This window comes from Anabaena cylindrica UHCC 0172, from assembly GCF_034931625.1.
Taxonomy (GTDB): Bacteria; Cyanobacteriota; Cyanobacteriia; order Cyanobacteriales; family Nostocaceae; genus Anabaena; species Anabaena cylindrica_A.
Window position 1 is genome coordinate 16,220 of sequence record NZ_JAYGGY010000024.1, and the last position, 16,819, is coordinate 33,038.

General features: G+C 36.2%; 17 protein-coding genes. 3 read left to right on the forward strand and 14 right to left on the reverse strand.

The window, feature by feature from the left end; genetic code table 11:
* Positions 1 to 7 precede the first annotated feature (7 nt).
* From cas3 to VB713_RS08870, 6 genes are all read right to left on the reverse strand, one after another.
* A complete protein-coding gene (gene cas3 / locus VB713_RS08845) occupies positions 8 to 2,704 on the reverse strand; it encodes a CRISPR-associated helicase Cas3' (protein ID WP_323311193.1) in 2,697 nt (898 codons plus the stop codon).
* A complete protein-coding gene (locus tag VB713_RS08850; RefSeq protein ID WP_323311194.1) occupies positions 2,697 to 3,482 on the reverse strand; it encodes a hypothetical protein in 786 nt (261 codons plus the stop codon). The genes cas3 and VB713_RS08850 overlap by 8 nt, the downstream gene beginning before the upstream one ends.
* 66 nt (positions 3,483 to 3,548) lie before the next feature.
* Positions 3,549 to 4,472 (reverse strand): hypothetical protein, encoded by a 924-nt coding sequence (locus tag VB713_RS08855; RefSeq protein WP_323311195.1) that lies wholly within the window; start codon positions 4,470 to 4,472, stop codon positions 3,549 to 3,551.
* 2 nt (positions 4,473 to 4,474) lie between these two features.
* Positions 4,475 to 6,901 (reverse strand): hypothetical protein, encoded by a 2,427-nt coding sequence (locus tag VB713_RS08860; RefSeq protein WP_323311196.1) that lies wholly within the window; start codon positions 6,899 to 6,901, stop codon positions 4,475 to 4,477.
* Positions 6,902 to 6,964: 63 nt separating this feature from the next.
* Positions 6,965 to 7,204 (reverse strand): DUF433 domain-containing protein, encoded by a 240-nt coding sequence (locus VB713_RS08865; RefSeq protein ID WP_323311197.1) that lies wholly within the window; start codon positions 7,202 to 7,204, stop codon positions 6,965 to 6,967.
* Between the two features lie 109 nt (positions 7,205 to 7,313).
* Positions 7,314 to 7,970, reverse strand: coding sequence for a PDDEXK nuclease domain-containing protein (locus VB713_RS08870; RefSeq protein WP_416242420.1), 657 nt, complete (start codon positions 7,968 to 7,970; stop codon positions 7,314 to 7,316).
* A gap of 161 nt (positions 7,971 to 8,131) precedes the next feature.
* On the opposite strand from VB713_RS08870, the gene VB713_RS08880 reads away from it, so the two are divergent.
* Positions 8,132 to 8,992 carry a transcriptional regulator gene (locus VB713_RS08880; protein ID WP_323311198.1) on the forward strand — a complete coding sequence of 287 codons (861 nt, stop codon included), beginning with the start codon at positions 8,132 to 8,134 and terminating at the stop codon, positions 8,990 to 8,992.
* A 185-nt stretch (positions 8,993 to 9,177) separates the two neighbouring features.
* On the opposite strand, the gene VB713_RS08885 is transcribed toward VB713_RS08880, so the two are convergent.
* The 5 genes from VB713_RS08885 to VB713_RS08905 form a co-directional block, all read right to left on the reverse strand.
* A complete protein-coding gene (locus VB713_RS08885) occupies positions 9,178 to 10,080 on the reverse strand; it encodes an MBL fold metallo-hydrolase (RefSeq protein ID WP_323311199.1) in 903 nt (300 codons plus the stop codon).
* An 11-nt stretch (positions 10,081 to 10,091) separates the two neighbouring features.
* Positions 10,092 to 10,475, reverse strand: coding sequence for an aspartate 1-decarboxylase (gene panD, locus VB713_RS08890; RefSeq protein ID WP_323311200.1), 384 nt, complete (start codon positions 10,473 to 10,475; stop codon positions 10,092 to 10,094).
* A gap of 306 nt (positions 10,476 to 10,781) precedes the next feature.
* Complete coding sequence (locus VB713_RS08895; protein ID WP_323311201.1) at positions 10,782 to 11,294, reverse strand: inorganic diphosphatase; 513 nt, start codon at positions 11,292 to 11,294, stop codon at positions 10,782 to 10,784.
* Positions 11,295 to 11,653: 359 nt separating this feature from the next.
* Complete coding sequence (locus VB713_RS08900) at positions 11,654 to 11,842, reverse strand: hypothetical protein (RefSeq protein WP_323311202.1); 189 nt, start codon at positions 11,840 to 11,842, stop codon at positions 11,654 to 11,656.
* A gap of 972 nt (positions 11,843 to 12,814) precedes the next feature.
* Positions 12,815 to 13,786, reverse strand: a complete 972-nt coding sequence (locus VB713_RS08905; protein WP_323311203.1) for a DUF362 domain-containing protein — start codon at positions 13,784 to 13,786, stop codon at positions 12,815 to 12,817.
* 81 nt (positions 13,787 to 13,867) lie between these two features.
* Here VB713_RS08905 and VB713_RS08910 point away from each other — a divergent pair, with 81 nt between their 5' ends.
* Together VB713_RS08910 and VB713_RS08915 are read left to right on the forward strand one after the other, a co-directional pair.
* Positions 13,868 to 14,164 carry a DUF433 domain-containing protein gene (locus VB713_RS08910; RefSeq protein WP_015213678.1) on the forward strand — a complete coding sequence of 99 codons (297 nt, stop codon included), beginning with the start codon at positions 13,868 to 13,870 and terminating at the stop codon, positions 14,162 to 14,164.
* Positions 14,161 to 14,529, forward strand: coding sequence for a DUF5615 family PIN-like protein (locus VB713_RS08915; RefSeq protein WP_323311204.1), 369 nt, complete (start codon positions 14,161 to 14,163; stop codon positions 14,527 to 14,529). Before VB713_RS08910 ends, VB713_RS08915 begins: the two co-directional genes overlap by 4 nt.
* 50 nt (positions 14,530 to 14,579) lie before the next feature.
* Here VB713_RS08915 and VB713_RS08920 read toward each other — a convergent pair whose 3' ends face one another.
* The 3 genes from VB713_RS08920 to VB713_RS08930 all read right to left on the reverse strand — a co-directional run bounded on the left by VB713_RS08920 (position 14,580) and on the right by VB713_RS08930 (position 16,800).
* Positions 14,580 to 14,864 (reverse strand): DUF29 domain-containing protein, encoded by a 285-nt coding sequence (locus tag VB713_RS08920; protein WP_323311224.1) that lies wholly within the window; start codon positions 14,862 to 14,864, stop codon positions 14,580 to 14,582.
* A 131-nt stretch (positions 14,865 to 14,995) separates the two neighbouring features.
* Entirely contained in the window at positions 14,996 to 15,175 is a 180-nt protein-coding gene (locus tag VB713_RS08925; protein WP_416242421.1) for a DUF29 family protein, read from the reverse strand.
* Positions 15,176 to 15,393: 218 nt separating this feature from the next.
* Positions 15,394 to 16,800 carry an aspartate ammonia-lyase gene (locus VB713_RS08930; RefSeq protein WP_323311205.1) on the reverse strand — a complete coding sequence of 469 codons (1,407 nt, stop codon included), beginning with the start codon at positions 16,798 to 16,800 and terminating at the stop codon, positions 15,394 to 15,396.
* Between the last annotated feature and the right edge of the window lie 19 nt (positions 16,801 to 16,819).

Here is a 16,819-nt window from a genome sequence, read left to right on the forward strand (position 1 = left end):
TGAGTGATCAGGAATTTTCTATTGATTTTATGTAGGTTAGAACTGCTGATATTTTTTTATCTGTTTCATTAGACTTATACTGTAATTTCTCCTCAAACCCTTGTGTTCTCCACTTTTGAAAAATACCTGGTAATTCTACAAATCCTAGTTCTTCGTCGTAATGATATCCAAGTTTTCCATCAAACATAGATGCACCATCAACTTCGGGGCTGATTTTGACAAAAATATCTTTTTGATATGCACAGCCCCAGCGTAAATTTCTTTCTCTATATCTAGTTTCTTCCTGGTCATAATATCGCTCATACACATAAGTATTAGTATATTGATTAATTGAATTACCTTCTTCATCTTTCTTTATAATTAAACGGTCAAGTGGTACAGTAATATGAGGAATTTCAGATAATTTATTTATCCAATTGTCTCCATGTTTACCGTCGTCATATATTAAAGTTGCAGATGGTGTCCAACTACGAGTTACTACTAAACCTTTTTCATGAGTTGGCTGACAAGTTAAATCCGCGTTATAAACATATTCATGCAGCATTGAAAAAAGTTCGACTACACGATAATCATCAATATGATTAGGACGTGATATGCACTCACCTATTTTCTGAGCATTAAATATTGATAGAGATGATAAAGTGTCTTGATATTTTTTCCAGCCATATTCATCTAAGCTTTGGGCATAAAATGGAATTCGCTCACCTTCTAATTTTCCTACAACAATTACTTTAGCATCTGGTATATTACCCTTACGGTTACAACGTCCGGCTCTTTGAATTAAGTTTTCTGGTAAACAAATTTGAGAAATCAATACCTCACTGTTTAAATCACAACCAACCTCAATAGCACTTGTTGTAATTAAAATATAAGGCTGATTATTATCATCACGATTTTTGAGATTTTGATAAACTTTTTCACGTTGTTTACTATTTAGCCGCCCATGATAAAGTAGTAATTGTTTTTTGTCCAAAGATAATTCTAATTTCTGGTATATCCCTACTGCATCTTTGACAGTTTCTACAACAGAAATAATTCTGCGTTCAGGTTTTATTTCCAGTTCTGTTTTTATTAGTTCAACAATGCGGTTTTGAAAAACTTCTGGTTGTTGGAAATTACGTTGGATATCATTTATCCATTCAAAAGCTCTATACTGAGTTCTATTTTGATGCTTTTCTAATTTTAAGAGGTTTTCTTTATCATCAACATAGTCAATAACTTCTAAATAATCAAACCTCTGAACATATTCTTTTGGCATTGTCGCAGTCATTAAGACTATAGAGCGACCAGCTTCATAGAGTGAAGTGACCAAACCGTGAAAATTAGTAAAGGAGATTTCATCATAAGTGTGTGCTTCATCAAAACAGATAATTGTTTTTTCTTTATGAATCCTTAAAGGAAATATAAATGATTTCTGCTTATCTCCAAAAGCAAAATAACGATACATGAATTTATCCAGAGTCGTTAAAATTACATCTCCTTTATAAAGATGTCGTCTGGGGTTAATCGTTCTCTCTTCTACTTTTCCATCAACATATACCCAACGTTGCATTTGTGAACCTGTATCTATAACCAAGGAAAATTCGCGTTGAGGATATATTTGTGAAAACTTTTTCAGGTATTGTTCTAAACGTTGCTTTTGGTCTTCAATTAAGCTACGAGCAGGTAATGGTAAAATCAGACGATGACGTTTTGCTAAAGCAGGAAATAAAACAGTTTCAAATTTACCTGAACCTGTGGGCGCTTTAATTAAATAATCTGGTGCTTCTGAAATGGTTATTTTTTGATACATCTCCCTTTGTAGGGGATTAGGTAAAAAATTAGCTAATTGTTTATACCAAAAATCACAATCTTTATCATCATGATTATTCTCTAATGCAAAAGGTTTGAGCTTTATTTGTATAGTGTCCTCTATTTCCGGCTTCTCAGGCTGTTTATTCCACCAATCTTTAGCTAATTTATCTAGCTTTTTTCCTAAGTCAAAATCTCTATTGTTTTCTCGACAATCTTCTAAAATTTTCTTGTCTTGTTCTGATAAGATATAAGCCCAGTATTTTAAATCTAATTTAATCTCTTCTTGTTTGAAAATCCAAGGCTCTATTCGATATACATTAGATTCTTTTTCATCCTGATAGATTGTGTATTCCATAAAAGTACGAGATTCAGCTTGTTTATCATCACCAATAACTCTACAAGCTAATTCTGCTTCAATTTGGTCACACATTTCTAAAATGTACAGTTCTTTGGCATAGGCTAAGGAATCTTTTAAAAGAATTTCTGTATATTCTGGATTCTTTTTTAACTGATAAGTATCTCGACTAATATCACCTACCGAAAAGTCATGATGACCTCTAGCTAAACTTTGCACCCACGCATTTTTACTTTCTGCTAAATATCTATGTCCACTAAAAGAGTAGATATATTTTTTGAACACATTTTTTTTGTTAGTTTCTACTCGTAGTTCAAATTTTTGTGGTTTTCCTGTATCGTGAATTTTTGCAGCTTCTTTAACTCTATCCAACGATGATTCACAAGGAAGGTCTTTTTCAGACCAAAATTCTACTAATTTAACTACATTACCAACATGATTACCAAGAGGTTGAAAATAAACTTTATTAGGAATAGGTAGAGATTCATCATTAACTATTTCAGGAAAGAAGACTCTACCAAATATATAAGGACGTTGACGTTTTGCTTTAGACATTTACTTCACCTTTTAACAAATTTACAAGAGATAAGGGAATATAAATTTCCTCATTAGTGTAGTAATTAAGAGTTGGAGGTAAATTTCCTTCATTGGGATAGTAACCAGTAACAAAAGGAATAAAACCTTCTACTTGAGTTGGTTGATTATCTAAAAATCCTGCTGTGATAGAAGAGTTGTTAGAGTTTATTTTCCAGTTGTAGCGATAAAGATTGTAAATATCGCAACTGCCGACAAATTGATTACTTTGTAAAATTGCTTCCATTGGTACAAGAGTTGAGGGAAAAGCAGCTAGTGTATCTAGTGTTAACTTAATTGCTTCAGAAACTTCTTGTAATACAGCAAAGCCTTCTTTCCCTAGCTTGCATCCATAACCTTCTAATTGCTTAAATTGTGCTAAACCTTCCAAAGATTCACTGACAACATAGCCTATAAGTTCTTCTGCTATGAAATATTCCCAGGTATGTAGTTGAAAATTTGCTTTGTCCTTTTCAGCGTACAACTTAGAAAAGCTATAGTGGTTAAATTCTCGCATCCCTTTACGATAGGTTTTATGTACTATACGTAATGAATTTGAAGAAGGATAAGCGCCCAAAGCAATATAAAGAGGTGGTAAGACGTAAACAGGGGGATTATCTTTATTAATGGAAGTTTCAGGAATATCTAAACCAGCACTTAGCATTCCTAATCTTCGCAAAAATCCTGATAAAGTTGTGGGTGGAACAAACGGATAGGTAGCAATGTTCAAGATAGAACCAGGCAGAATGCGAAAAGTCATTGCTGCCGTAGGTATAATTTTCAATTTGAGGCAATACATAAATTATGCCTGATTGTGCCTGTAGATTTATGCTTGTAAAACTGTCTTAACGAAATTACCAGCGTATTCTTGCAACTTTTCTAAAGCTTTATCTCCTATCCATCGTTCAAAATTATCTGTGCTAATGTAGTTAGAATTAGCTTCTGGAGTTCTGGCTAATTGCATAAATTTTTGGATAGCTTTTCCTGGATCTGTTTCTGACGGCGATATAATTGGACGTTTACCTCTAGGAGAAAGATAACGATCTATTACTAACAATGGCATTTGTTGATCAATCTCAGATAGCTCTATCACTTTACTTTCAATCAAAACAATTTTGTCTTCTGTCTCAGCAATAAAAATACCTTTGGGATTACCAGAACCAATGCGAGGCAAAGCATCTAGAAAGGCATAGGCAACAGATGAAAATTCCTGATCGGTTACACTCAAGGCATGGTTAGAAACTGGGTAGAGAATACCAGGTTGATTATATTGGCGTTTGAATGGTATTGGTGTTTCATCTTTTTGGTTTACCAAACGTGAAGGGTGCATTGCACGTTGTTTATCGACTGGGTACAAGTCTTGAACTGCAACGCCACCACCATGAGTCACACGACCAATTAAAGTGCTTTTACCTGGGATAAGTGCGCCATAGGGAGCGCAAATAGGACAGTCTTGTTTAGCACAAGTTTGAGGAATGCCACATTTATATTTATCTCCTAAAAGTTCACCAGTTTTTACCGGCGACCATAATAAACAACGTCTTTCTACACCTCTACGTTTAGTAGGTGAAAGATAGCATTTTTCTAGAGATTGACCATCTTTTGTGCTTAATTTTACAGTTTCTACGACGTTGACGTTTACTTGTACTTCATCCCCAAAGTAGAGTTCTTGTGAACCTTCTAAAATGGCATAGATATCAAAATGAAAGCGGGGATTTTTGGAGTCAGTTGCATTTAATCCAGTTGTCATAATTATTTCTCACTTGTAGTTTTAAGTTTGCGTACTAATTCAGGAAAGCGGGTATAAAGTGAAAGTTTAAGGTTATAGGTTAATTCATTCCATTCTCGGTCTTGTCCATAGCCATTTTCCGCAAAATAGGTATATGCTTTAATCACATCATCTGCATAAAAAGTTAGCCACAATTGTTGTTTAGCTTCGTCTTTTTCTTCTCGTTCCAAAATTTGTAATTTGGTTTCTAAAAAATCTTTTGCTTGGTCATAAATAAAGTAATTATCACTGTTGTGATAAAGTCTTGCTTGCACAGTTTTCTTGTCTTGGTCGCCAAGAGTAGCGTAATAGCAGAAAGCGACAGCATCATTTACTTGTTCTATGATTTTGCTCATTTCTCTTTCAGCATCCTCTATTTTCATGGATTTTCTAGCTGTGCTTTCCAGAGATTGAACAAAGGCATAGGTTAAGCCAGTCAACGCTGCGACATCTCGGTATAATTGCGCTCTTTTAGAAAGCTGTTTTGATGAATTCATATCCCCCTCAAGTATCTTATAATAAAGTTCCCGAATTTGTTCTAGTTGCAATTTATTACTAACATTTGCTGATTTAACTAGAGAATAGTCAGCTAATAAAGGTAAATCTTGTTCTACATAACGAACAGCTTCTCCTAAATCATTATTTATATCTTTGCCAGAAACTATTATTGACTGTCCATAACATTCCATTAATCCTTTGATAAATACTAAGTGTCTATTAGCTAACTTTATCTCTTTACTTCCTTGGGGAACAAGATAAAATCCAAAATCTGTTAATACTTCTGTAGGAAAAATAGAAGCGACTTTAGCTAGTGCATATTGCACTTGTCCTAACTTGTCAGATGCTATATCACCACTAGTAGTTTTTTCAGAGGTTAAGAGTAGATACTGACCAGAACTTAAATTCAATTCTTTAGTAGTCAGCATTCGGATATACTCTTTTAACTTGAAATTAACAGATTCATTATTTTTATTCACATCTTTCAGTTTCAAAATAATGCTTTCGTCTGTTACTTTTAGGGGGGAGGCAAAAGCAAGAGTAGAACAGGAAGCGCAAATATATGGACGGTCTTCGCTTGATGAAGATTGACGACGTTGGGAAGGTCGCTCAAACATGAATCTAGCAACTTTCCATTTAGCAGTTTTTGGATCAAGTTTAACTCCACAAGAATAGCAAAATTCTTTACCATCATCTCCAGGCGATCTTACCTCCATTTGTATTGGTTTTTCACTTAATAAAGCCTCCGGTTTAGGATCATAGGGTTGCTGCTTTTCCAATAAGCGATACATCTCTAAAATACATTGAGTAAAAATGTCGCCACGAGTAGAATTTATTTGGTCTGTGGCTGTTTTATTAAACCTTTTATAAATATCAATAATATCTTTGAATTTTTCAGGATTTTGTTGACTGTCTAGTTTAATAAATTCAAATGGAATACCACAAGAAGTATCCAGTAATGATATTTTTTGTGCTACAGATTCCTGACTAAATATCACCTGCGATGATAGTTTTTCTTTTTGCTTATTTAACTTATTAATTTGTGACTTGGTTAAACCTGCGGATTTCAATTGATATTCGATATCTTCTAATTCTATCCAGATAGATTCTTGTTCCTTTAAAACAGAATCAAAGGATTTTTGAAAATATTCACTATACTTTTTAGCTTCCTTATCCTGCATATCTTGTAATTCTTGTAGTTTCTTCTCCGTAGCTGGTTTATTTTTCAAATCATCTATTTTTCTTTGACGCTCAATTTGACGGTCTTGGACTTTATAAATAATTGCTAAATAACAAGCAGCTAAAATATCAGCTTGTTCCTTACATATAATTGGAACTTCTAAGGTACTAAAACCACGACCAGATAAAGTAACACTATTCAGCAAAAGAATAAATGTCTGTGTTAAATCTCTTAGATGAGATTCACTGAAACCATTTTTTGAAAAAGCTATATCCTCTAAAAATTTATTCCATAATGTACTAAAATCTATGGTTTCTTTTTTAGGCGGTTGGAAAACAATTACATGAGAGTCGCTTTCATGCAATACTACTATATGATGTATTTTCTGCAAATATTCTAAAAATCTATCAATTGCACTCTCAATAGCTAATTTTGCTTGCAATTCTCCTGGCAATGGTTTTTTATACAATGTTTTTATTTGACCAATCTCTTGATTTTCATAAATAACAACATTGTTATTTATGAACTTAAGGTCTGGTAATTGAGTAGTTCTATTGCGCTTTAGATTCAATTGTCTGACTAATCTAGAGTCACCAAATGATCGGGCTATTTCCTGAGTATTACTGTAGTTTGCTAAGGCTGCTAATAAGTCAGCATTTATCTGATAGTCAATAACTTTGGCAGCTAAGGCACTTAAATAAATTTTCAATATATTGGTTTGATTAGTAATCATTTTTTACTTCTATTTTGCAAGGTTTATATTCGCTTAAATATTTACTCAATTCCATCTAATCACCTAACAACTTCCTCTATAGTAATGTTCATGTCCAACTAATCTCCGTGCATAAACTAAACAAGCTTGCACATCTTCCCGTTCTAACCAGGGATATGCTTCTAGCAAAGTTTCAATAGTATCTCCTGCTGCTAACATTCCTAAAATATGTTCAACAGCTAGACGACGACCACGAATTATTGGTTTACCACCAAATATTTGGGGATTAAATATGATTCTGTCTAATAATGTTTGTTCGTTCATGGTTTACCTATCTAGTAAAAAAAGTTATTTGGAGTAGATAGTACTAATTTTAGTGCTTAAAAAGGTAGGAACTATCAATGAATTTCATTTTCTTTAAAAATCTAGATGTTTACTCAATTCCATCTAATAACTTAGCAACTTGCTCTGGTTCAGGAAGATGATTTTTAAATTCTTGTGGTAATGTGGAAACAATTTTATAGGTTGCTATATCAGCAGGTTTATTAGACTCTCTCAGTACATACTTAACAATTGTGTTATGTTGAGATTTACAAAGAATAATTCCAATTGATGAATTTTCGTCTGGCAGCCGAGATACATCATCTAAAGCTGCTAAATAAAACTGCATTTTTTCCACATACTCAAGTAAAAACTCTCCGGTTTTTAACTCAATAGCAACTAAACACTTTAATTGACGGTGATACAATAATAAATCAATAAAAAAATCCTCATCATTGACTTTCAAGTGATACTGACTATCAACAAAGGCAAAGAAACCTCCCATTTCTTGTAAAAATGGAAAAAGCCTTGCTAAAATCACTTTTTCTAGCGGTGTTTCATCCTGTTTATCTTCACCATAAGCAATACAAGCTAAAATATCATCTCTTTCTAAACTAGGATATGCTTCTAAAATCTCCTCAATTGTTTCTCCACCTGCAAGCAGGTCTAAAACTAGTGATACCCATATACGATGACCTTTAATACAAGGTTTACCAAAACAAATATTTGGATCAATGGAAATTCTGGACAGCAAATTATCTCTTTCCATAGTTGTAGACCCTCATTTAGCATCTATTTTTAATCTGGCTTGTAAATTCTAGATTGGCAATTACAAAGGCTTTTGGCTGATTTTTTCTTTCCGAAATCCTTAATACAGATACAATAACTGTAAATACCACTATATGTCAAGACTGTAATTACATTTTTTAAATGTCTAGGAAAAAAGAGACAATTACACTTTCAATTCCCTCTGGGACAAAAGAACAACTGGAAGAAATAGCCCGAAAATTGAGTATCTTCTGGGGTAAGTCCCCCAGTGTGTCTGGATTGCTGGTAGCGATCGCACAACAAGAGTTTGAAGTCGGTGAACCTTTCACCCTCAATTCAGCCCAAGTAGCAGCACTCCAGCAAGCCATAGGACTATTGAAGGACTCTGGTTTTATTGAACAGGCGCAAACTACCTCTAGTTTGTTACTAGAACGAGGCAAACTTGAGCCTCCCATACGTCAATCGCTACTCCAGCAAGTTAGCCAACCTACAGAAGCATGGCGCATTCTTACAGACCAATTCCGCCAAAATCAACAACCATTTCACTTACTCTATGCCAATCCTCAAGTGGGAGACTTATCGTTTACAGTGCGTTACTCTGAAATTGCTTTTGAAGAGAAGCGTTTTTACTTAAATATTTGGTGCGACGAAACTGAAGATATCGCCAATACTGGCTTTCCAGAACTCATCCACAATCGCTGTTTGCGTCTGGATCGAATCAAAGGTGTTGTCCCAATCAACGGACAATGGCGGCATCAAGGGCTAGATTCTCTAAAAGTGTACTTACACTTATACGGGGGTCTGATTAAAGCTTATGAACCAAAAACTAACGACATCAGCAACGAAGTTATTGGAGAGGTGCGTCAAGTCGTTAGAAAAGTATCAAATACCTTCTGGCTAATTCGGGAAGTATTGCGTTATGGGGACGAGTGTGTGATAGTCTCACCGGAAAATGTGCGATCGCTCATCAAAGCCAAACTCATCACCCTATCTCAACATTATGACTTGAACCTTCATTCCTAAAATCCATCAAAAAACGATTCAGGAGTTATCATCTGTCGCAGCGTCAAAGCAAGCTACAGAATAAAACGTCAACTTAACTCCTGAATTTATTTCTAAATTTCATCCAACTCCATTTAGAAACACACAAATAAAAGTACTTAAATGTCACTATTTAAGCTGATTCTACCATTTTAGGTAATTTAAAATTACTGATTTACAGGCAACACCATACCTTCAGAAGCTAATAACACATTGGGAAAAGCAGCTTTAAGTTGGTTTTGAATTTGGTCAAGAAAAACATCATCATCATCTGGGTGATGGTGTGAAATCACCAAGCGTTTGACACCAGCATTTTGTGCTAAATCCACCGGAGTTTTCCAGAGTAATTCAGCATATTCATGGTTTTTATCCGTTGGTGGAGTGTAGGTAGCATTAGTAACTAGTAAATCAACACCGTCAATAATTTGTAAAATTTGTTTTTGTTCTTCTAAATCCAGACTTTGATGTAAATCTGTCGCGTAGGCAACACTATAGTCCCCCCAACTTATACGATAACCAATAGACCTCTGATTTCTATTGATTAATGCCGTTGTAATTGTTACCTCACCTAACTCTACCGGATTACCAGGAGTCAAATTATAAAAAAGTAACTCCGACTGCATCACCTGCAAAGGATAAGGAAAGTGAGGTTGGAGCATCTGATCACATAAACATTGTTTAATTGATGCACCATTAGAGGCAGCAGTACCGTAAATATGAAAGCTATTTTCAGTAATAAATGCAGGAGCAAAAAAAGGAAATCCTTGGATACGATTTGACTGGCAGTTGGTAAAAAATAAATGCGCTTCCAGTGGTTTTTGCTGTTGTTGCCAAGTTTTACCTAGTACGCGTAAACCAGTACCTCCATCAAAAACCAAGCGTTTTCCTGCTACATATATCTCTACACAAGCAGTATTACTACCATAGCCGCAGGTATGACTATTTGGGGTAGGAATTAAACCGCGTACCCCCCAGAATTTAACCCAAAACTCCCCAGCAAGGTTATTTAGCATGGGAGTTATTTCTTGATCGACATAGGTTTGAGAATCAGATAGCTCAAAATTTGGCATTTTTCTTGAAATTAGAGCTTACTGAGCAGATCATCGTAGTTTCTTACTTCTAGCATCCTGTTTATTTCATCCACAATGACGACCGTAGGAGAGTAATTTTTTAACTCTTCTAAAGTAAACTGCCCGTAAGTCATTATAATCAAACGATCACCAATAATGCCTAGACGTGAGGCCGCTCCATTTAACTCAATTGTTCCTGAGTTAGCAGGGGCAGGAATAGCATAAGTAATAAAACGCTTACCATTAGCATTATTTACTACTTGTACTTGTTCGTAAGGTAAAATACCAGCTTTATCTAAAAGAATTTCATCTATGCTGATACTACCTACATAGTGAAGATTTGCCCCCGTGAGGGTACAGTTATGAATCTTAGCCAAAAGGAGAGTGCGCTGCATTTCGTTTTGGGTTTTTCCGTAACAACCGCGAGTAGTTTAAGTCTCTTGAGTTGATTTATGGGTGGTTGTTGAAATTGTAACATCAGTAATCTGTTAGTCAGCGCGATTGGGTGGGTTCTTCCGCTTCAAGCTACTGCCAAACCCCTAAGGATCGGTTTCCCCATGTAGCTGGCTTCCCCACCGGGGTGCAACTGAGAAATTTGAAAGGTAATTGGTAATTAAGTAAACAGTAGGTTATAGGTAACACAGAATAGCACCTATTCCTCGTTTCCCTTTTACAGTTACCCATTACCCATTACCCACTATCTATTTTTTAGCAGCTTTGATGAATTTCTCTACTAAGGGTGCAACCTTGTCTACATCTTGCCAACCGAGAATTTCTGTCACCTTTTTTTCCAAATTTTTATAACTACGGAAAAATTCGGCAATTTCGTCCAGACGGTGGGGAGCTATATCTTTCAAAGATTTTACATGGGCGTAGCGTGGATCTTTGTCGGGAACACAAAGAATTTTTTCGTCGCGATCGCCACCATCAATCATTTCTAAATAACCAATCGGTCTTGCCGGAATGACGCAACCAGGAAAGGTTGGTTCATCCATTATGACCATACCATCTAGCGGATCGCCATCATCAGCTAAGGTGTTGGGTATAAAACCATAGTCGTAAGGATATTGTACGGAAGAATAAAGTACCCGGTCTAGGGCAAAAGCTTGCAAATCCTTATCAAATTCGTATTTATTTTTACTCCCGCCAGCAATTTCAATCAGAACATTGATCACACCCGGTTTCGGTTGGGCAGGAATAAGAGATAAATCCACAACAAAACTCCTTCGCTAACAGTGAATCAAGGTAGCACGCAGTTCGGCTCCCCGTATCAAATTTTAGGGCAATAGTGGATCTCTTCCCAAGCTATTCATCATAAACCGCAGTTTATAGTACTTTAATACTATTTAAGTAGGGAATAGGGAACAGGGAATAGCCTTGAAAAATGAGGGTTTCCATCAATTTTGTCTAACTCACGTTAAATTTAATCATTTCCATAAAAAAGCGCTGCCAATTTCTAGCAACGCTTTTTTCAGTCATTATTTGAGATTTCGCTGGGACTTATTCACCTTTGGGGGTAATTTTAGTCAATACCAGCTAATTTCTCGCTGGTGATATTTTCTGGAGTTTATGTTTATTCTTTACCTCTGGCCAGATGATAGGTTAGCTGTTGCTGATTATTCTGAACATCAGGTGAAGAATAGTGTGAAATTATAAACACAGGTAGGATAAGGGTAATGAGAGCGATCGCAGTTCCCACAATGTCTGCCAAACGTTGGGAATATGTGTCGGGAGAATTGGCAGACGGGCTATTTGAATTCATACAAAATTGTGGTTCTTCATATCACTGTAGTTTTGCTCTCCAAAAAAGAGAGTCTCAATACTATTTTAGCTATTTTTCTTCGGTAAAATCTGTATCTTTAAAGAATTTCATCCAGTTTCAAAAGTGGCACACTCTGTTTTTATACATGGCTGTTTTGTTACAAATTAAACGTCAAAGATTTAATGCTTTATTTGTTGACTAATTCTTTCATAAAATCCCTTACTTCATATCAGGATTACTTGACTTAGTGATTATGATCACAGCATGATTAATTACCCTGTGTATTTAAATCGAGATTTGAGAATCTAGGGAGATTACCCGAATACTCTATCAGTCCAACACCTTAAAATACTTGTATTTAGGTTAATTGAGCCGATTTTTTGGGGTTTGATACACCAAAAAGTTAGCTAAACCCACTTAAAGCATATTTGGTATTTTCGATCGCTCAGATGTAGATACACTAACAGCTACCAGCATTCCGGAAAATCACTGCCATTATTTTTTGACAAAATATTTCTGCGCTGAAAATAAAGTTACTGTGATAAAAATTTGCTACTAATATTCAGCAATATTCACTAAAACTATGAACAACTGAAAATTGTATATCTTAGTACTTATGACTAATTTTCTGTCAATCTGTATATCGGTATATTAAACAAATTAGCCCCCTTTCCTAGCAAAGAAGGAGGCTAAGGTGCTTAGGTTTAGTTATACTGCAAACGGGTCAAACTTGGACTTATGTCATACTGACCGTAACGTAGTGCAGGGAAGTATCTCGGAGATTCTAGAGCCTACGGCACGCTACGCGTTAGCAAAGCTCCACGACGTGGCACACTTCGTACCCTACGGGAAGCAAGCTACAGAATGACACTTTTAACCCGTTTGTAGTTAATGCTTTTAAAGGTTAAGGGAACACCAAAAAATCAATTACCTCGATACAAACGCAGACTTTTCCAACACATTATAAGTAGATTAACCTTTACCATAAGCACTCATGGGTTCTTTGATAAATCGGATATAAAGATGTCTAAATGTGGACTTAATCACACGAGGCATGGCAAAATCAATGGGCATTAATTTTTCTGGTAATTGCCAATCTGCAATTTGGAGTAAATCTGGTGATAAATGAGGAAACTCAATATCATCTAATTCAGGACAAACTCCTAATCTTTGGGAAGCTGCAACAGTGGGAACTTGTGCAGGTAAAACTTGGAGAACTTCTAACATTGCTCTATCTAAAGCAAACACATTTGTCGAAGCTGCTAAAACTTCTAATTGACGAGGTTCTCCGCCACTCGGTCCATTGCCTTCATGACCGATAATACCATCTAAAATAGTTAAAGTAGGATTAATAGCCCTGGCAGTTTCTACCAACATTTCTCCAAATCTTTCCGCATCTTTTCCTGCTTCCATGTGCCACCAGGCTTTCATTTTACCAGGAACACAACCAAAAAGATTTTTGACTCCTAAAGTTAATGTCAATTGCATATGAGATTTAACTTTGGGTAAGTTAATAATCACATCTGCTTCCATTGCTTCTTTTGATAGTAGCAAGTGGTTAAAATCTTCGTTTACTGTTTGATAACGTTTCCCATGAAACTCCACAATTGGTAAATTTAATGCTTCTAAAATTGGTAATAAACCATTAGCAATAGCGACACCTTTAGCACTACCAAAAGCGGGACTATCTCCTAAAAATGGCTTACCACCAACAGCAATTACCATTTCAGCAACGGCGCGAACTAATTCCGGGCGCGTGGTACACTCTTTAGTAGGACGAGAACCTGTGAGTAGGTTGGGTTTGAGTAAAACGCGATCGCCCTTTTTCACAAAAGCAGCCATTCCCCCGTAGGGTTCTAGCAGGGTTTCCAAGGATTCTTTTAAAGCGTCTTGTTCGTAAGATTTAGCACGAATCAAGCTGACAGATGGTTTTTGTGTTTGCATGGTTAATAATTGCGTTATACTATAACAATATAAACAAATTTATTAAGTAAGCAGGGTAAGAGATAAATAATATATAGAACTATGTCAACTACAATTACTGACATTGGCGCTCTAATTGATAGCAATCCCAAAATTCACGGAGGTTGCCCTATTATTGCTGGTACTGGCGTAACAGTGAGAAGAATTGCTATCTGGTACAAACAAGGTTACAGTGCGGAAGAAATTTCTGACCAAATAAGTCATTTAACTCTATCACAGGTTTATGCAGCCTTAACTTATTATCATACAAACCGAGAAGAAATTGATGCTGATATTGCAGCAGAAGAGGCAGAAGCTAACCGTATAGAAGCATTACATAAAGCTAGAAAGTTGCAATGAGCCAGATTTGCTTGTATATGGATGAAGATTCCACTGGACGTTCTCTAATGCTGTCTTTGCGAAATCGGGGTGTAGATATAATCACGACTTTGGAAGTAAATCGGCTCCAATATTCGGATGAAGAACAACTTGTATGGGCAAAGTCCCAAAATCGTGTTTTGTACAGTTCTAATATTCGGGATTTCTATCGCTTACATACAGCTTTTTTAAACCAAGAAGAGCCTCATGCGGGGATGATATTGGTACAGCAGCAACGTTACTCAATTGGGGAAATTGCACGGGGTATTTTAAGATTGATTGCAGCTAAGTCAGCCGAGGATATGGAAAATCAAGTTGAGTTTTTGAGTGATTGGATTGAAGGATAAATGATGATCAGTTTAAATAACTAGTCAAAGACCCTCATTCAGTGGGTATTCTAACAATTGGCACAGGTATTGTTGATATCAAGTAATTGATCAAGGGAGTAAGGGCATTCTGGTGGAAATTTAACGGAATTTTGAGTTTTAATTTTCACAAAACCTAACGCATCCTTATAAATAGAATTTAATTCTGCCTCTAAATAATTACGAAGATTATTAGTAATTTTGCGTTTTAATTGAGTTCTAAAAGTATAAATTTCTCCTTGCCAGTGAACTGAATTATTTTCATATTCACTTGTCCAATATTGAAGTAGTAATAAATGACGGATAATCTGTTCTATACTGCAAACGGGTCAAACTTGGACTTATGTCATACTGACCGTAACGTAGTGCAGGGAAGTATCTCGGAGATTCTAGAGCCTACGGCACGCTACGCGAACACTTCGTTCAGAATGACACTTTTAACCCGTTTTTAGTATAGAAGACTGGCTACAGCACTTTTATCTCTTTTTCCCAAATCCTCTAACTCCTCAATCAAATTATCTAAGTCTAATTCTTGAAATTGGTGATTTTTAAGCAATTTGATTGTTTCTTCTAGCCATTGAGAATCATCAATTTCGTAGAGTTGTTTCAAATCGGTAATACTTTTCATAACTCTGAACTAGTGAGAGTATTTTAATTATATAGTAATATGAATTAATTTTTGTGGAGATGATTGCTATAAATTATAAGAATTAAACATTTTTTGAGGGTTTAGCATTAGACCTCTCCAGAAATTAAATATGCGTATCCTAGAACCATTGTAGAGACGTTCCATGGAACGTCTCTACATTCTTTTTCAGAGATGTTTATTGCTAAACCCCTACATCTTTATAAAGGTACTATCGCACTCATTTGCTCTAAATCTAAGACAGTGGCTAATTCCGCTTCTGTCATTAAGCCTTTTTCTATAACTATCTGACGTAGAGATTTACCTGTTTCCAAAGACTCTTTAGCCACAGCAGCAGCATTTAAATAACCGATGTGAGGATTTAAGGCGGTAACTAATGCTAAACTACCTTCGGCGTAAGCTAAACAACGTTCTTTATTAGCCGTAATACCTTGAATACAGCTTGAGGTGAGAGAAGAAATAGTATTACCTAAAATTTCGATGCTGTGGATCAAATTATAAGCAATGAGGGGCATCATCACATTTAATTCTAATTGTCCAGCTTGGGCAGCGAGTGCGATCGCATTATCATATCCCATTACCTGAAAACAGACCATCGAAGTCATCTCTGCCATCACCGGATTATATTTCCCTGGCATAATCGAAGAACCAGGTTGGACTGGAGGTAGTTGAATTTCCTTAAACCCTGTTTTGGGGCCTGAATCCATTAACCGCAAGTCATGGGAGATTTTCACCAAGTCCTGGGCTAAATTCCGTAATGCCCCGGAAACATTCACAAACGCACCCATACTTTGCATAGCAGCCATTAAATGGGGTGCAGGTTCTAGGGGAAATTCTAATAATTGCGAAAGGACATCTACCACCCGTCGGCGATATTCTGAGTGAGTATTCATACCTGTTCCCGCAGCACTACCACCTAAACCCAAAACCATCAAATCACCAGAAGCGATATAAAGACGGTTTTGATGTTCTGCGAGAATATAAGCCCAAGCGCGGAAATTTTCACCCAACCGCACAGGTACAGCGTCTTGCAGGTGTGTTCTGCCAGATTTGACGATATCTTGAAATTCTTCTGCTTTTGCTTCCAAAATCGAAATTGCCTGTTCTAAGGCTGGCTGTAGAGTCTGGGTAAGCGCCAATAAAGCACCAATGCGAATAGCTGTAGGGATAACATCATTGGTAGACTGGCCATAGTTGACATGATCATTAGGACTAACCCGTTTGTAGTTGCCTTTTTCATCACCAAGAATTTCTAAAGCCCGATTTGCGAGAACTTCGTTAACGTTCATGTGGTGAGAAGTTCCCGCACCGGCTTGGTAAACATCCACAACAAACTGATTTCGTAATTTACCAGCAAGGATTTCATCAACAGCTTTGATAATAACTTCACTTATATCTGCGGGAATACAACCCAGTTCACCATTGACAATTGCAGTAGCTTTTTTAATATATAAACAAGCATCAACGTAACTAGGTAAAGGCTTTAAACCGCTAATAGGGAAGTTTTCGATCGCGCGTTGGGTTTGGATACCGTAGTAAACATTGTTTGGGATTGTGCGATCGCCCATCGAGTCCCGTTCAATGCGAAAATCTGTATTGTCAGTCATAAGTCTGGTTTGAATAATC

Coding starts and splice junctions, on each gene's coding strand:
- cas3 (WP_323311193.1), bottom strand. CDS start 2,704: ATGTCTAAAGCAAAACGTCAACGTCCTTATATATTTGGTAGAGTCTTC.
- VB713_RS08850 (WP_323311194.1), bottom strand. CDS start 3,482: ATGACTTTTCGCATTCTGCCTGGTTCTATCTTGAACATTGCTACCTAT.
- VB713_RS08855 (WP_323311195.1), bottom strand. CDS start 4,472: ATGACAACTGGATTAAATGCAACTGACTCCAAAAATCCCCGCTTTCAT.
- VB713_RS08860 (WP_323311196.1), bottom strand. CDS start 6,901: ATGATTACTAATCAAACCAATATATTGAAAATTTATTTAAGTGCCTTA.
- VB713_RS08865 (WP_323311197.1), bottom strand. CDS start 7,204: ATGAACGAACAAACATTATTAGACAGAATCATATTTAATCCCCAAATA.
- VB713_RS08870 (WP_416242420.1), bottom strand. CDS start 7,970: ATGGAAAGAGATAATTTGCTGTCCAGAATTTCCATTGATCCAAATATT.
- VB713_RS08880 (WP_323311198.1), top strand. CDS start 8,132: ATGTCTAGGAAAAAAGAGACAATTACACTTTCAATTCCCTCTGGGACA.
- VB713_RS08885 (WP_323311199.1), bottom strand. CDS start 10,080: ATGCCAAATTTTGAGCTATCTGATTCTCAAACCTATGTCGATCAAGAA.
- panD (WP_323311200.1), bottom strand. CDS start 10,475: ATGCAGCGCACTCTCCTTTTGGCTAAGATTCATAACTGTACCCTCACG.
- VB713_RS08900 (WP_323311202.1), bottom strand. CDS start 11,842: ATGAATTCAAATAGCCCGTCTGCCAATTCTCCCGACACATATTCCCAA.
- VB713_RS08905 (WP_323311203.1), bottom strand. CDS start 13,786: ATGCAAACACAAAAACCATCTGTCAGCTTGATTCGTGCTAAATCTTAC.
- VB713_RS08910 (WP_015213678.1), top strand. CDS start 13,868: ATGTCAACTACAATTACTGACATTGGCGCTCTAATTGATAGCAATCCC.
- VB713_RS08915 (WP_323311204.1), top strand. CDS start 14,161: ATGAGCCAGATTTGCTTGTATATGGATGAAGATTCCACTGGACGTTCT.
- VB713_RS08925 (WP_416242421.1), bottom strand. CDS start 15,175: ATGAAAAGTATTACCGATTTGAAACAACTCTACGAAATTGATGATTCT.
- VB713_RS08930 (WP_323311205.1), bottom strand. CDS start 16,800: ATGACTGACAATACAGATTTTCGCATTGAACGGGACTCGATGGGCGAT.